Source organism: Kitasatospora sp. GAS1066B, from assembly GCF_041262605.1.
GTDB lineage: Bacteria > Actinomycetota > Actinomycetes > Streptomycetales > Streptomycetaceae > Kitasatospora.
Genome location: NZ_JBGCCO010000002.1, coordinates 214,480 through 229,173, shown reverse-complemented (window position 1 = coordinate 229,173; position 14,694 = coordinate 214,480). Strand labels below are relative to the sequence as shown.

The 14,694-nt window shown below is 71.8% G+C and carries 19 protein-coding genes; 12 read left to right on the top strand and 7 right to left on the bottom strand.

Going from position 1 to position 14,694, the window contains the following annotated elements; all coding sequences use genetic code 11:
- The first annotated feature begins 33 nt into the window (after positions 1–33).
- Both ABH937_RS02680 and ABH937_RS02675 read left to right on the top strand, forming a co-directional pair.
- A complete protein-coding gene (locus ABH937_RS02680) occupies positions 34–447 on the top strand; it encodes a VOC family protein (protein ID WP_280687248.1) in 414 nt (137 codons plus the stop codon).
- 59 nt (positions 448–506) lie between these two features.
- Positions 507–1,622: a DNA alkylation repair protein gene (locus ABH937_RS02675; protein ID WP_370217024.1), complete on the top strand. Its 1,116-nt coding sequence runs from the start codon at positions 507–509 to the stop codon at positions 1,620–1,622.
- A gap of 52 nt (positions 1,623–1,674) precedes the next feature.
- Here ABH937_RS02675 and ABH937_RS02670 read toward each other — a convergent pair whose 3' ends face one another.
- Positions 1,675–2,493, bottom strand: a complete 819-nt coding sequence (locus ABH937_RS02670; protein WP_370217023.1) for a MerR family transcriptional regulator — start codon at positions 2,491–2,493, stop codon at positions 1,675–1,677.
- Between the two features lie 128 nt (positions 2,494–2,621).
- On the opposite strand from ABH937_RS02670, the gene ABH937_RS02665 reads away from it, so the two are divergent.
- The 8 genes from ABH937_RS02665 to ABH937_RS02630 all read left to right on the top strand — a co-directional run bounded on the left by ABH937_RS02665 (position 2,622) and on the right by ABH937_RS02630 (position 9,227).
- The gene (locus ABH937_RS02665; RefSeq protein ID WP_280687245.1) at positions 2,622–2,996 is read left to right on the top strand and encodes a nuclear transport factor 2 family protein; all 375 of its coding nucleotides are present in this window, start codon (positions 2,622–2,624) and stop codon (positions 2,994–2,996) included.
- A 97-nt stretch (positions 2,997–3,093) separates the two neighbouring features.
- Positions 3,094–4,074, top strand: a complete 981-nt coding sequence (locus ABH937_RS02660; protein ID WP_370217021.1) for a YbhN family protein — start codon at positions 3,094–3,096, stop codon at positions 4,072–4,074.
- 103 nt (positions 4,075–4,177) lie between these two features.
- The gene (locus ABH937_RS02655) at positions 4,178–5,629 is read left to right on the top strand and encodes an NAD(P)/FAD-dependent oxidoreductase (RefSeq protein ID WP_370217137.1); all 1,452 of its coding nucleotides are present in this window, start codon (positions 4,178–4,180) and stop codon (positions 5,627–5,629) included.
- Positions 5,630–5,657: 28 nt separating this feature from the next.
- Entirely contained in the window at positions 5,658–6,029 is a 372-nt protein-coding gene (gene trxA / locus ABH937_RS02650) for a thioredoxin (protein ID WP_280687242.1), read from the top strand.
- 100 nt (positions 6,030–6,129) lie between these two features.
- Positions 6,130–6,558, top strand: coding sequence for a hypothetical protein (locus tag ABH937_RS02645; protein ID WP_280687241.1), 429 nt, complete (start codon positions 6,130–6,132; stop codon positions 6,556–6,558).
- A gap of 254 nt (positions 6,559–6,812) precedes the next feature.
- Entirely contained in the window at positions 6,813–7,829 is a 1,017-nt protein-coding gene (locus ABH937_RS02640) for an isopenicillin N synthase family dioxygenase (protein ID WP_370217019.1), read from the top strand.
- Between the two features lie 120 nt (positions 7,830–7,949).
- Positions 7,950–8,675 carry a MerR family transcriptional regulator gene (locus tag ABH937_RS02635; protein WP_370217018.1) on the top strand — a complete coding sequence of 242 codons (726 nt, stop codon included), beginning with the start codon at positions 7,950–7,952 and terminating at the stop codon, positions 8,673–8,675.
- A 9-nt stretch (positions 8,676–8,684) separates the two neighbouring features.
- Positions 8,685–9,227, top strand: coding sequence for a DUF1707 domain-containing protein (locus tag ABH937_RS02630; RefSeq protein ID WP_370217016.1), 543 nt, complete (start codon positions 8,685–8,687; stop codon positions 9,225–9,227).
- A gap of 50 nt (positions 9,228–9,277) precedes the next feature.
- On the opposite strand, the gene ABH937_RS02625 is transcribed toward ABH937_RS02630, so the two are convergent.
- Positions 9,278–9,811: a GNAT family N-acetyltransferase gene (locus tag ABH937_RS02625; RefSeq protein ID WP_370217014.1), complete on the bottom strand. Its 534-nt coding sequence runs from the start codon at positions 9,809–9,811 to the stop codon at positions 9,278–9,280.
- Positions 9,812–9,939: 128 nt separating this feature from the next.
- On the bottom strand, positions 9,940–10,101 hold the full coding sequence (locus tag ABH937_RS02620) for a hypothetical protein (protein ID WP_280687237.1): 162 nt from the start codon (positions 10,099–10,101) through the stop codon (positions 9,940–9,942).
- A gap of 25 nt (positions 10,102–10,126) precedes the next feature.
- Here ABH937_RS02620 and ABH937_RS02615 point away from each other — a divergent pair, with 25 nt between their 5' ends.
- Positions 10,127–10,684 (top strand): DUF4232 domain-containing protein, encoded by a 558-nt coding sequence (locus ABH937_RS02615; RefSeq protein ID WP_370217012.1) that lies wholly within the window; start codon positions 10,127–10,129, stop codon positions 10,682–10,684.
- A gap of 23 nt (positions 10,685–10,707) precedes the next feature.
- Here the strand turns inward: ABH937_RS02615 and ABH937_RS02610 are convergent, their stop codons facing one another.
- From ABH937_RS02610 to ABH937_RS02600, 3 genes are all read right to left on the bottom strand, one after another.
- A complete protein-coding gene (locus tag ABH937_RS02610; protein ID WP_370217011.1) occupies positions 10,708–11,046 on the bottom strand; it encodes a hypothetical protein in 339 nt (112 codons plus the stop codon).
- Entirely contained in the window at positions 11,043–11,660 is a 618-nt protein-coding gene (locus tag ABH937_RS02605) for a sigma-70 family RNA polymerase sigma factor (RefSeq protein ID WP_280687234.1), read from the bottom strand. Before ABH937_RS02605 ends, ABH937_RS02610 begins: the two co-directional genes overlap by 4 nt.
- A gap of 84 nt (positions 11,661–11,744) precedes the next feature.
- The gene (locus ABH937_RS02600; RefSeq protein ID WP_370217010.1) at positions 11,745–12,131 is read right to left on the bottom strand and encodes a hypothetical protein; all 387 of its coding nucleotides are present in this window, start codon (positions 12,129–12,131) and stop codon (positions 11,745–11,747) included.
- 303 nt (positions 12,132–12,434) lie between these two features.
- On the opposite strand from ABH937_RS02600, the gene ABH937_RS02595 reads away from it, so the two are divergent.
- Positions 12,435–13,547, top strand: coding sequence for a hypothetical protein (locus ABH937_RS02595; RefSeq protein WP_370217009.1), 1,113 nt, complete (start codon positions 12,435–12,437; stop codon positions 13,545–13,547).
- 89 nt (positions 13,548–13,636) lie between these two features.
- On the opposite strand, the gene ABH937_RS02590 is transcribed toward ABH937_RS02595, so the two are convergent.
- A complete protein-coding gene (locus ABH937_RS02590; RefSeq protein WP_370217008.1) occupies positions 13,637–14,644 on the bottom strand; it encodes an ADP-ribosylglycohydrolase family protein in 1,008 nt (335 codons plus the stop codon).
- Positions 14,645–14,694: the final 50 nt, after the last annotated feature.

The window sequence follows — 14,694 nt, the reverse complement described above, 5'->3', positions numbered from 1 at the left end:
AAAACAGCAAGAGAACAAGGAGGATTGAGGGCCATGAAGCTCCTCGGGTTGGATCACATCGGAATCGTCGTGCGCGATATGGACGGAACCATCGCGCGGGCGGGCGAGACCGTTGATGGCAGCGCTCTCGGCGAGCGCATTCTCACCGACGACCTCGACCTGCAGTTCCTGCTCTTCGGTGAAACGCGCCTGGAACTGATCGAGCTCCGCGCCGCCGGCTTCGGCATGCCGATGCTCGAGGACGGCGAGACTGCGGTCATCGGCCATCTCGGATATGAAGTCGACGACCTCGAAGACACCAAGGCCGAACTCGCACACCGAGGGGTCGCGTTCCAAGGCGAGTTCAAGACCGACGAGGTCCACTCCATCTTCACGGTGCCGGAGACGACGTTCGGGCTGACCCTGCAGTTCACGCAGTACCTCGGCCGCTCTGACTCCCTCCCGTAGGGGGACACACCCTACGGTGAGCGTGCCGCACTGCCAGCGACGAAGGAGATGAGGACGGCATGCCGTTCGCCGATCAGTTGATCAGCGTGGACTGTGTCGAAGCGCTGGCCGAGGTCTTGAGCAGCGTCGCGCCGCGGCGTCCGTGGAGGGCCACCCGAGCGGTCGCCGCGAGCCTGCCGGGCATGGCGCTGTCCGAGCGCGCCCGGGCGGTGCGTGACGCGCTGATCAACGACCTGCCGGGCACGTGGTCGGCCAGTGAGAAGATCATCTCCCGGGCGCTGGACGATCCGGCCTTTACCGGCTGGATGATCTGGCCGGTGACGGAGGCCGTGGCCAGCCTCGCGACCGGTGACGGCTCGGCGGTCGCCTTCGACGCGGGCCTGGTGCTGCTGGCACGGTTGACGCCCCGCCTGACCGGCGAGTTCGCTTTGCGCACCTTCCTCGATACCGACCTGGATCGCACCCTCGTGATGGCACAGATCTGGACGCAGGACGATGACGCGCATGTGCGCCGACTGGCCAGTGAGGGCACTCGACCCCGCCTGCCCTGGGCCAAACGGGTACCCGCGCTTCTGGCTCGACCCGCCGCCACCGAGGCGATCCTGGACGCGCTGCACGCCGACCCGTCGGACTACGTCCGGCGTTCCGTGGCCAACCACCTCAACGACCTCAGCCGCTCCGCCCCCGCCCTGGCCGTCACCACCGCCCGCCGCTGGACCGAGACCGCGACACCGGGCACGGCCGGCACGGTGGCCGGTGTGGTGCGCCACGGGCTGCGCACCCTGATCAAGCAGGCGGATCCGGGTGCCCTCGCACTGCTGGGCTACGGCACGGCGGACGACCTGAGCGTGGACGGACCCCACCTGCACAGCGACTCGGTCACGGTCGGCGAGACCCTGACCTTCGACGTGACGATCACGAACACCGGGGCCGAGCCGGTCAAGACCGCCGTTGACTACGTGGTGCACTACCGCAAGGCCAACGGCGCGCTGGCGCCCAGGGTGTACAAGCTCAGCACGCGCGTTCTCGCTCCCGGCCAGAAGCTGGCTCTGACCCGCGGCCAGAAGTTCGTGCCGTTGACCACGCGCCGGTTCCATCCGGGCGGCCAGGCCCTGGAGTTGCAGGTCAACGGCGCCCGCTACGGCTACGTCCCCTTCCTCCTGCGCGAGACGTAACCCGTACCTGCGGAACGGCGTTGTTCGGCGCGGCCCGGTCGCTAGTGCCGCACTAGCCGTCCGCGCGGAAGATGGGCCAGCAGACCTCGGTGACCCACTGGTCATCCTCGGCCACATCGAGGGGGCTGCGCAGGTAGAACTCGCGCAGCGGGCCGTCGACGCCGATCTCGTGCCGTGCGGCGTAGCTGCCCAGGTCACCGTAGGTGAGGTCGATGGTCTGCAGGGACCCGCGGTGGACCGCGACCGCGAGTTCCGCGCCGGGCACCACCAGCGTGTCGATCCGGCCGACCGGGCGAACCTCGCCGTCGACCGGGACGAACACGAGTGCCTCACCGCGTTCGTCCTGGAGAAGTTCATTCGCGAACAGGCCGCCGATCGGGCCGGTCGTGCGCAGTCCGCGGGCTGTGGTGAAGCCGTGCAGCTCGCCAAGAGCGCCCTGCCACCAGCCCGCCAGGTCCTGCTGGTCGACGACAGCGCGGATCCCGATCGCCGCCTGCTCACGGACTGTGCGGTACTCGATGGCCGACCTGCGCGCGGGCCGGACCAACAGGTCGCGCAGCGATTCGACGGCGCTCTGCGCCTGCGCGAGCCGGTCCTCCAGGCGGGCGAGATGCGCGGCGATCAGCTCGTTGCGGGTGCTCACGTCCTCGGCGGCCAGCACCGCCTTCACGTCCGCCACCGGCATGTCCAGGTTCCGCAGGCGCACGATCACCTGAGCGGTGGGCACCTGGTCCAGGGAGTAGTACCGGTAGCCGGTGCCCTGGTCGACCTCAGCCGGCGCGAGCAGCCCCACGTCGTGGTAGTGCCGCAACGTCTTGATGCTCAGATGGGTCACGCAGGAGAACTCGCCGACCGTCAGGCCTGTGTGCATGGCACCAGTGTCAACCCTCCCCCTGCCGGAGGGTCCAGGGCAGGACCGGCGGTTGACTCTCCCACACGGGCAGGGCCCACCGTTTGAACAGGCACCGCACAGTGCCGGGACCAACGAAGGAGCTCGCCATGAACACCGACACCCAGGCCGCGGTTCTGCCCGACGTCGTCGCCGCCTACATCGAGGCGGTCAACGCCTTCGACGTGGACGCCGTCATGGCGACCTTCGCCGATGACGCCGTGGTCAACGACGTGCGCCGCGAGTTCGCCGACCCCACCTCGATCCGCGCCTGGGTACGCCGCGAGATCGTCGGCGACAAGGTCACCATGGAGGTGGCCGAGGTCGTGAACCACCGCGCCCTGACGATCGTGCGGGCGCGCTACGACGGCGAGTACGACAAGACGGACCTGCCCGAAGAGCTGGTGCTCACCAGCTACCTCACGGTCGCGGACGGCAAGATCACGTCCCTGGTCATCGTCCACAACCAGCCCTCTCCCTACTGACCGCGAGCAAGGTCGAGCAGACCGGCGCACCCGTCACCCGGTGGAGGTCGAGGAAACAGCCGGGCGTCGCTCGAGCGCCCCGTGGGAGCATGCGACGGTGACGACGGGGATATCGCAGACGCAACAGGCGCGCAGGCCGGGGTGGATCAGGCCGCGCACGGCGATCATGGTGGCGGGCGCGCTGATGTTCGGTGCGCTGCTCTATCTCCAGGGCACCGGCTCGCACGTCGATCCGGTGCGGCTGGTGCTGGCCGCGGACCCGGCCTGGGCGCTGCTCGCGGTGCTGGCGATGGCGGCCAGCTACCCGACGGCGACCATGGGGTTCCTGGGCTTCGTGCCGGAGCGGATCGGATTCGCCCGCGCCGCGGCGGCGCAACTGGCCGGCGCCTTCGTCAAGCTGGTCGCACCCGGCGGCTTCGGCGGGATGGCGCTGAACACCCGACTGCTGCTGCGGGCCGGGATAGCGCCGGGCCCGGCGGCCTCCAGCGTGGGGGCCGGGCAACTGCTCGGGCTGGTGCTGCACATGGCGCAACTGGCCTTCTTCCTCTGGCTGACCGGCTTCCAGCCCGACCACCACGCGGACGGCACCGCCGAGTTGGTCGTGCTGATCGGCGCCGGACTGCTGGCCGTGCTGGCGCTCGCGCTGCTCATCGTCCCCCGTCCCCGGCGCTGGGTGCTGGCCCGGCTGCGGCCGCTGACCGAGGGCTCGCTGACCCGGCTGCGGGATCTGACGCGCCACCCGGGCCGGCTGGCCGTCGGCGTGCTCGGGCAGTTGGTGATCTCGATGACCATGGTGAGCTGCCTCTACTGCTGCGTGCGGGCCACCGGCCTGGCCGCGAGCTTCGCCGCCGTGGCGGTGGCCTTCCTGCTCGGCAACGCGCTGGGCTCGGCGACGCCGACCCCGGGCGGGGTGGTCGGGGTGGAGGTCACCACCGCGGCCCTGCTGTCGGCCACCACGGGGATCGGCAACGCGCAGGCGTACGCGCCGGTGGTGCTGTTCCGGCTGATCACGCTGCTGCTGCCGGTGTTGCCGGGCTGGGCCGCCTTCGGGCTGCTGCAGCGCCGCAAGGCACTCTGAGCACACCACACGGCGCTGCGGGGATGCCCCGTTCCGGCCCGCGGTGCTCCAGGATGGCTGACGGAACATCAGCCATCCCGAGGGAGACCGCATGACCACCGAGATGACCGCACAGATGACCGCCGCGACGACCGAGTACGACGTCATCGTGCTGGGTGCCGGCCCGACCGGCGAGAACCTGGCCGACCGGACCCGGGCCGCCGGGCTGAGCACCGCGCTGGTGGAGAGCGAACTGGTCGGCGGCGAGTGCTCGTACTGGGCCTGCATGCCGAGCAAGGCGCTGCTGCGCCCGTCGGCCGCGCTCGCCGCCGCCCGCGCGGTGGCCGGCTCGCGCGAGGCCGTCACCGGGAAGCTGGACACGGCGGCCGTGCTGGCCCGCCGCGACTCCTTCACCGCCAACTGGAAGGACGACGGGCAGGCCGCCTGGGTGGCCGGGATCGGCGCGGACCTGGTGCGCGGCGAGGGCCGGCTGGACGGCGTGCGCCGGGTGGTGGTGCGCACCCCGGAGGGCGGCGAGCGGGTGCTGACCGCCCGGCACGCGGTGGCGGTGTGCACCGGCACCCGGGCGGTGCTGCCCGCCGGGGTGCCCGGGCTGGCCGAGGCACGGCCCTGGACCAGCCGGGAGGCGACCAGCGCCAAGGAGGCCCCCGCCCGGCTGCTGGTGGTGGGCGGCGGGGTGGTCGGGGTGGAGATGGCGGCCGCCTGGCAGGCGCTCGGCTCGCAGGTCACGCTGCTGGTCCGCGGTAGCGGGCTGCTGCCGCGCCTGGAGCCGTTCGCCGGCGAGCTGGTGGCGGCCGGGCTGCGCGCTTCGGGCGTCACGGTGCGGTTCGACGCCGAGGTGGCGTCGGTCGCGCGGGACGGCGCGGTGGTGACCGTCCGGCTCGACGACGGCACCGAACTGGCCGCCGAGGAGCTGCTCTACGCCACCGGCCGGGCGCCGCACACGGACGGTCTCGGCCTGGCGAGCGTCGGCCTGAACGACGGCGACTGGCTGTCGGTGGACGACCACTGCGCGGTGCGCGGCGTCGAGGGCGGCTGGCTGTACGCGGCCGGCGACGTCAACCACCGGGCGCTGCTCACCCACCAGGGCAAGTACCAGGCCCGGATGGCGGGCGCCGCGATCGCCGCCCGGGCGCTGGGGCGGACCGTCGACCCGGCCCCCTGGGGCCCGCACGTTGCCACCGCCGACCTGACCGCCGTGCCCCAGGTGATCTTCACCGAACCGGAGGTGGCGGCGGTCGGCCTCTCGGCCGACGAGGCCCGGCGGGCCGGGCACCGGGTCAAGGCGGTCGACTACGAGATCGGCCAGGTGGCGGGCGCCTCGCTGGCCGCCGACAACTACCAGGGTCGGGCCCGGATGGTGGTGGACCTGGACCGCGAGGTGCTGCTCGGAGTCACCTTCGTCGGGCCGGGGGTGGGCGACCTGCTGCACTCGGCGACGGTGGCGGTGGTCGGTGAGGTGCCGATCGACCGGCTCTGGCACGCGGTTCCGGCGTATCCGACGGTCAGCGAGATCTGGCTGCGGCTGCTGGAGACCTACCGGGACGCGGAATAGCCGTGCGGCGAGGGCGGTTGACTGCGGCATGACTACCGTGGAACTCACCAAGGACAACTTCGACGAGGTCGTCAACGCGGACTCGTTCGTTCTGATCGACTTCTGGGCGTCCTGGTGCGGTCCGTGCCGCAGCTTCGCGCCGGTCTACGACAAGGCCGCCGAGGCCCATCCCGACCTGGTCTTCGGCAAGGTCGACACCGAGGCGCAGCAGGAGCTCGCGGCAGCCTTCGACATCACCTCGATCCCGACGCTGGCGATCATCCGGGAGAACGTGATGATCTTCGCCCAGGCGGGCGCGCTGCCGCCGGCCGCGCTGGAGGACCTGATCCAGCAGGCGAAGCAGCTGGACATGGACGAGGTGCGGGCCAAGATCGCCGCGGAGCAGGCACCGCAGGCCTGACCGGCCTGGTGCGCGGTGTCGGAAGTCGGTTCAGCCGACTTCCGACACTGGTGAGCGCGGCATCCCACGGAGCGTGACCAGGCGGTAACAGAATGTCCGCATGCCACGCATCCGCACCGCGCTCGCCGCGGTCTCCTCCCTCGCACTCGCCGGTCTGCTGGCCGCCCCCGCGCACGCGGTGCCGCAGCGGACCCGGGCCGAAGACCAGGTAAACGCCTTTTTCGGCCAATACCGGGACGCCGTCCTGGGTCAGACCCCCAACCAGGACCCGCTCGAGGTGCGCCAGGAGTTCCTCACCACGGAGCTCAACAACGAGCTGAGCCAGTGGGCGACCTCGCACCAGGCGGATCCGATCTTCCGCGCCCAGAACGGACCGAACGACTGGTCGGTGAAGGACGAGGGCAGCGGCGCCGGCCACACCACCGTGATCCTCACCGAGGACTGGGCGGGCGGAAAGACCACCGTTGTCTGGTACCAGGTACGACTGGCCGATCTGCGTATCGACGGGCTGCAGGACCCGCCCGCATAATCGCCTGTCATGCAGGTCACAATCCACCCACCCCCCTGAGCCCTCTACCCTGGTGGACGTGCTCATTCTCGTCAGGCGTCGCCACGTGGACCTGCTCCGCGTCACGAGCATGTCCTGTCGCGGCCACCGCTGACCCCTCACCCTCACCTTTCAGGACCCCGGCACCGGGGGCGCCGCGCCATCATCCGCAGCGTCCCCGGTCCACCCGGCCACCGCCGGGACCGGCCGGGCCGAACCCAGCGGATGTCACCCTCATGTCGCAGCAGCAGCACATATCCACCGGCCTTCCGGTGATCGACCTCTCGGCCGCCTCCGGCACCCCCGAGCAGCGGGCCGCGTTCCAGGACGAACTGAACCGGGCGGCCACCGAGGTGGGCTTCTTCCACCTGATCGGCCACGGCGTCACCGAGCGCGAGACCGCCGAACTGACCGAGGCGATGCACGCCTTCTTCGCCCTCCCCGAGGCTGAGCGGCTGGCGATCAGCAACCTCAACTCCCCGCACTTCCGCGGCTACACGCGGATCGGCGACGAGCGCACCGGCGGTCGCAGCGACTGGCGCGACCAGCTCGACATCGGCGCCGAACTGCCCCCGCACCGCCCCGCGGCCGACGAGCCGGACTACTGGTGGCTGGAGGGCCCCAACCAGTGGCCGGCGGGCCTGCCCGAGCTGCGCAGGGCCTCGCTGCACTGGATCGAGCGCCTGAGCGCCGTCGCCGACCGCCTGCTGCACGAGCTGCTGACCGCGATCGGCGCCAAGCCCGACTTCTACGACGACGCCTTCGCCGGTCACCCGCACCTGCGCCTCAAGCTGGTCCGCTACCCCGGCAGCGCCCCCGACGGCGGCGGCCAGGGGGTCGGCGCGCACAAGGACTACGGCTTCCTCACCCTGCTGCTGACCGACAGCGTGCCCGGGCTGCAGGTGGAGATGCCCGACGGCGACTTCCTGGACGTGCCGTCCATGCCGGGCTCCTTCGTGGTCAACCTCGGCGAGCTGCTGGAGGTCGCCACGGACGGCTACCTGAAGGCCACCAACCACCGCGTGGTCAGCCCGCCCGGCGGCCGCGAGCGCTACTCGGTGCCGTTCTTCTACAACCCGCGGCTGGACGCCCACATCGAGCCGCTGGAGTTCCCGCGCGCCCACCACGCCCCCGGCGCGACGGAGGACCCGGCCAACCCGCTCTACGCCGAGTTCGGGCGCAACGAGCTGAAAGGCTACCTGCGCGCTCACCCCGAGGTCGCCAAGCGCCACCACGCGGAGCTGGCGGGCTGACTTCGGGCTGCCTTCGGGCCTTGGTGGATGGCCTTGGTGGATGGCCTTGGTGGGATGGCCTTGGTGGGATGGTCACACTGCTACTGTCACAGCAGGACTGTCCCACCAGGAGCCCCCACCGTGCTGCGTCTGACCGTCGACGAACTCGCCGCCCGCGCCGGGGTGACCGTGCGGACCCTGCGCTTCTACGGCAGCCGGGGCCTGCTGCCGCCACCACAGCTGGGGCCGCGCCGGGTCGGCCTGTACGGGGCCGAGCACCTGGACCGCCTGGAGCTGATCGAGGAGTTGCAGCGCCTGGGCCTCACGCTCGCCGCGATCGAGCGCTACCTGGACCAGCTCCCGCCCGACATCAGCGCCCTCGACCTGGCCATCCACCGCGCCCTGATCGCCGTCTGGGCCCCGGAGACCGCCGAGCAGGCCAGCACCGGCCAACTCTCCCGCCGGGTCGGCCGCGACCTCTCGGAGGCCGACCTGGACCAGCTGGTCGCCATGGGCGCCCTCCAACGCACCGACCGCGCTGACGAGTTCCTGGTCGACCCGGGCCTGCTCCCGCTGGGCGCACGGGTGTTGGACCTGCCGATCCCGCTGGAGACCATCGTCGCCACCCGCGCAGTGGTCCGCCTGCACAGCCAGGCCACCGCCCGCGAACTGCACCGCCTCTTCCGCGAGACCGTCTGGAAGCCGTTCCGCGAGAGCGGCGCCGACGACGCCGAGGTCGACCGGATGCGCGAGCAGGCCGGACAGATCGAACCCCTGCTGACCCAGGCGCTGGTGACCGCCTTTCACCGCTCACTGGCGGAACAACTCGCCGCCGGCGGCGGGGATTCGGCGGAGGTCACGGCGTAGAGTGGCGAGGTGACCTCGCTGCCGGAAGACCCACCGCCACGGATCACCGAGGACGATCGCGACACGGCCGTGCGGCGCCTGCAAGAGGCGTACGCCGAAGGGCACCTCTCGCACGAGGACATGGACGCACTGCTCCAGCGGGTCCTCACCGCCCGGACGCGTGGTGACCTCGTGCCGGCCCTGGCCTCGCTCCCGGCCGAGAAGCCGGGAGCCGCCTCCACGATCGGCGCGATGAGCGGAGCGATCCGACGGCGCGGCGTCTGGCGGGTGCCCCGGGTCCTCAGAGTCGAGTCCGCCTTCGGCAGAGTGCACCTCGACCTGTCCCGGGCGGTCATCGAACACCCGGTGGTCGACATCGAGTTGCAGCTCGGCACCGGCCGGGCGAAGATCACGGTTCCGCGCGGCGCGGTCGTCGACCTCGAGGATCTGCGCGGCGTGTGGAAGGCCCCGGACTACCGCGCCCCGCGAGGCGCTCACGGCGGCGGGCCGACGATCCGGATCACGGGAACCCTGCAGTTCGGCCGGGTGAAGATCCGCCACGCACGACGCTGAGGAAGCACCGGGCCGCAGCGGGCTTCAGCGGGCTTCAGCGGTGCTCCGTCTCAGCCGTGCTCCGTCTCGAGGATCGCGAACACCTCGGAGTCCCGCCAGCCGTCCCGGATCAGCGCGGTGTGCCGATGCCGCCCCTCATGGCTCATCCCGAGCTTGCGCAGCACCCGGGCCGACGCGAGGTTGCGCGGGTCGCAGGTGGCGTAGATCCGGTGCAGCCCCAACTCCCCGAACCCGCGCGTGAGCAGCTGCCGCCCGATCGCCGTGCCCACACCCCGTCCCCAGGCGCGCGGGGCCACGACGTAGCTGATCTCGCCCTGCCGCTGGGACCGGCTGCGGATGTGCAACTCCCCCATGCCGACGACCTCGTCCGCCAGGCAGGCGAGGTAGCTGAACCGCCGCTGATCGTCCTGCGCCCAGCCTGCGGCAGCGACTTCCACGAACGCGCGGGTCTGCTCCTCGGTGTTCGGCCCCCAGGCCTGGTAGCGGCACGCCTCGTCGAGCCCGGCCCAGGAGTGCACGGCCGGCCAGTCGTCGAGCGTGATCTTGCGCAGGGTCACCACGGGTCGGTCCACAGGTCGGTCCACGAAACGATCCTGCCAGCCGTACCGGTCGTGTTCCAGGACGGTAACAGCTGAAACCGTCGGCGATCGCCCTGGCGTAAGGACAACGTAAGGCGTCAACTGGCTTGGACCCTGGGGGAACTGATGCGAATTCAACGGCTCGCGGTGACACTGGCGGCCGGGGTGGCGCTCACGGCGTGCGGCGCCACGTCCTCGGGCACGGCGGCCGGTGCGCCAGCCACCACGGCCGCTGCGCCCTCGAGGACGGCCAGCGCGCCGGCCACCAGTGCACCGGCCACTAACCTGCCGGTCACTGACGCACCGGTGACCAACGCGCCCGTGACCAACGCGCCCGTGACCTCGGGCGCAACTCCCGCCTCGGCCGGCGCCGCCTGTCACTCGAGCGACCTCCTGCTCCAGGTCATCATGGGCCCGCAGGACGCCCCTTCGCCCAGCGGCGGCAAGGGCGACTTCTACATCCATCTCATCAACACCTCCACCCACACCTGCACGCTGTACGGCTACCCGGGCGTGGAACTGCTCGATCAGAGCACCGGCCGGCCACTCGGCATGAAGGACGTGCGCAACGCAGCCTCGAGCGGCAGCGGCAAGCCCGTCCAGCAGACCCTCGCCCCCCGCAGCTCGAACAGCCCGCAGACCGCGAGCGCCGCCTACGTCCAGTTCGACACCAAGGCGCCGGGCGCCAGCGCGGGCTACCCGCGCGCGGTCAAGGTCCAGGTCATCCCGCCGAACGAGACCCAGCCACTGGTCGCCGACATCGACAACCTGTACGCCAAGTCCCCGGCCGACGACGCGATCATGGTCAGCTCCACGACCCTGACCGTCGGCCCGATGGGCGGCGACGGGGTACCGATGCCCTGTCCCGCCTGCCAATGACCTGCTGGCGGTCACGCCCCCGGCTACGGCGTGCTGAGCACGCCAGGACTCACGACGGACGGGCCGACCGGGCTCGCGGGTGCGGACGGCGATGGTCCACTGATGCCCGGGGTGCCGGCAGGCAGCAACGGCGCCGGGTCCGGCGGGTTGCCGGGCAGCAGCAGGCACCCGGCCGCCACGGCGGCAGCCGCCCCGAGCACGGCGAAGACGACCCCGCGCACCCGGCGCACTCCCCAACTGCGGCCCTGTGGCGGCGCGTCGTGGCGCAGGTCGCGGTGCGTGACGAGCGCGGCGCGGGCGGCCAGCGCGGCGCGCAACCGGTCCTCGGTCGCGGACCGGCGGTCCTCGGCAGTCGGCTTCATCGCTCCTCCCCCAGCTTCTTCTCCAGGATGTCCAGCGCGCGGCTCGCGGTGGACTTCACCGTGCCGCGCGACAGCCCGAGTGTCTGGGCGATCTGCGCCTCGGTCAGCTCCGACCAGTAGCGCAGTACCAGCACCTCGCGCTGACGGTCCGTCAGTTCTGCGAGCGCGACGAGAACTTCACGGTGCTCCTCGGCAAGCAGCAGCCCCTCGTCGACGGGCGGCCCGTAACCCTGGTGCGGCGGGGTGTAGGCACGGGCGGTGCGGCGCCTGCGCAGCACGGAGCGGGCCGCGTTGACGACGGCCGTGTGCAGGTAGGCCCCGGGATCCTGGAGGCCGTCCAGCGAGGTGCCGTAGGTACGGCAGAGCGCGGCGAAGGCGTCGTGAACGACGTCCTCGGCGGTGTGCCGATCGTCCACCAGGAAGATCGCGAGCCGCAGCATGTCGAGTCGCCGTGCCCAGTACAGCTCGGTCAGCGTGGGCGGCGGCTCGTCGTCATAGGACGACGTACCGACGGCCCGCAACTGACGTCCCCGGACCTGCGGGTCCCCGGCTTCGGTCATCCGGGAGAGCAACCGGGACCACCAGGGCGACGCTGCGGGAATGGCGTACTGCATGGGCCTCGATCCGTTGCGGGTGGAGCGGGAGGGGCGGGCCGACCTGCGCAGCGGCCGGCCCGCCCCTTGGTACTGGTACTGCTGCTACTTCTGGACGCCGCTGCCCGGCTGGATCACCCGCGGCGCGCCCTCGGCCGGGGCGGCGGCCGGGGCAGCCGCCGGAGCGGTCACGACGCCGGACTTGCCCGCGCTGGCCGGCGTGCCCGCACTGACGACCTTCGAAGCATCGGCCGACGTGCCCGGGCTCACGACCTTCGAACCGCCGCCCGGCGTCGAGACGCCAGGCGTCGACGCGACCTGCGGGGTCGCGTCCCCGGTGGTGGTGACCGTCGGCGTGGCGTCGGTCACCTTCACGCCGGAGTCGGCGACGGCCTGCGCAGCGAAGCCGCCGCCCAGCAGCAGCGCGATACCGGTGACGGTACCCACGACGCGGGCGCGGGGACGGTAGTTCCGCTTGGCGTGCAAGGACATGTGACTCTCCCGAGGAAGTGACGGAAACAAGGTCTGGAACATCAGCTGAAGGGCGCCTTCAACCCACCAGACGCGCGACACCGGCCGAGGTTGCGAGCACGGCGAAGAAATCTCATCCCGCTCGGGAAGGTGACCGGCGGACGAACAGTGGGCCCGTGCCGGCTCGCGCCGGCCCGGATCGGTCCAGGTCGGAGGTTCGCGAGCGGACGGCCCCCGCCCAGGCCCCCTTCCACCTCGACCGGGCAGCGTCTAGCGTGCCCTGCGGCAGCGCGTCGTGCGGTGCCATGGGGAGGGAAGCTACACATGAAGTCTCCTGCACGGACTTTCCGTTGGGGCACCGCAGCGTTCGCTGTCGCGGCGCTGCTCGGCCCGGCCGCCGGCGTGGCCACCGCGGCCACGCCCGTCACATCGACCCCGCCGGTCTCCGGCAACGAGGCCACCATCGCGGTGGGCACCGAGGACGTCGCGCCGGTGGTCAGCCCGGACGGCAGCAAGGCCTACGTCGTGGCGACCGACGCGAACAACAACGTCGTCGTGACGGTGGTCGACACCCAGGCCGACACGGTGACCGGGCAGCTCGTCCTGGGCGCCGACCAGTGGCGACCGTACCTGGCACTCAGCGCGGACGGCTCGCTGCTCTACGTGCTGAACGGGCAGACCCTCAGCGTGGTCGACACCGCCTCGCTGACCGCACTCGCCTCACTCACCCTGCCCGACCAAGCCCGCCCGACCGGCTGGACCCCGGGCGTGACCGAGGGGCTGACGCTCAGCCCGGACGGGTCCACCCTCTACCTGGCCCAGGACGGGCCGGAGACCTACCGTCAGTACGGGCAGGGCCGGGTGCTGGAGTTCGCCACCGCGCAGCGGGCGTTCACCACGCAGGTCCAGGTGCCGGCCAGCGAACTGGGCGAGGTGGCGGTCCGACCAGGCAGCCACGACGTGTACGTCGGCAGCATCGCCGGCGTGCTGCACCTGAGCACGGCCGGCGCCGCACCGAGCCTGGTCGGCACCGTCCCGGGCACCGCCACCGCCTACGACTACGCGCTGGCGTTCACCCCGGACGGCAGCCGCCTGTTCGCGGTGAACGGCACCGGCACCGGCGCCGGCGCGCTGATCAACCCCGCCACCGACACCGTCACCACGAACCTCCGGCTGCTGAGTGGCACCGGCGAGCTGGACTACCCGCAGGTCAGCGCGGACGGCAGCCGGCTCTACGTGGTCGAGAACGACTACAGCAACGGCCCCTCGGTGCTCGCCTTCAACGCCACCACGGGCGCGGCCCTCCCGGACGAGACGGTGAGCGGGCTGAACGAGGACTCGGCCAGCGGCCTGGCCGTCGGCCCCGACGGCGGCACCCTGTACGTGGGCGGCACCGTGAACGGGAACACCGGCAATCTGCAGATCGTCAACTACTGACCCGGTAGCCGGGCGCAGCTCGCGGGGCTCTGGACTCAGAGCCCCGCGCAGCGGTGGTGCGGGCCACCCGCACCGAGCGCAGCGGCCCCCTAATGATCCCAGGCCGCACCCAGGGCCAGCAGACGCTCGCGGTACTCGATGACCGCCACCCACTCCGACGGCCAGGCCGCCGCCCCGTGGCACGCACCGGCGAAGGCTCCCGCCAGCGCGGCGATCGAGTCGGAGTCACCTGAGGAGTAGGCGCCACGGCGCACCGCGGTCACCGGATCGTCGGGATGCTGGAGGAAGCAGAAAAGGGCGGTGGCGAAGGCCTCTTCGGCGATCCAGCCGGCGCCGGTGGCCAGGCAGGGGTCGGCGTCCGGATCGGCGGCGGGCAGTGCGGCCGCCACCCGGTCCAGGACGGCCAGACACTCCGCCCAGCCCCGGGCGATGAAGGACACCCGGTCCGGGTCCTGGGCGTGCTCGGCCAAGTCGCCCAGCCAGTCGGCCCGGTAGACCTCCCGGCTCTCCTGCGCGTAGGCGCGCAGCAGCGGCAGCAACTCGGTCGGCGCAGTGCCCTGGGCCAGCAGGTGAACGGTCTGCGCGGTCAGGTCACTGGCAGCGAGCGCGGTGGGGTGGCCGTGGGTGAGGCCGGACTGCAACTGGGCCGCACCGGAGCGCTGTTCGGCGCTCAGACCCGGGATCAGGCCGAGCGGCGCGACCCGCATGTTCGCCCCGCAACCCTTGGAACCGACCTCACTGGCCGCCTGCCAGACGCCACCCCGGTCCAGCGCCTCACAGGCCCGCAGGCAGGTGCCGCCCGGGGCCCGGTTGTTCTCGGGCGAGTGGTACCAGGCCAGGAAGTGCTCGCGGACCGGCGGTTCCATCCGCTCGGCGGTGAGTGGGCCGCCGGACAGCGCCACCTGCAGCCCCTCGCCGAGCGCGAGCGTCATCTGGGTGTCATCGGTGACATAGGCGGTACCCGAGGAGATCGGCAGTGGGAGCGTGCGCCACGACCCGAACTTCGCCTCGATCTGCGCGAGGGTGTTGAACTCGGTGGGAAAGCCCATCGCATCCCCGATCGCCAGCCCCAGCAGGGCCCCCGTCGCGCGCTTCATCTCATGCCCACCCGTTGGTTGTTCCGGTTCACCGATCCTAGGCCGACCCT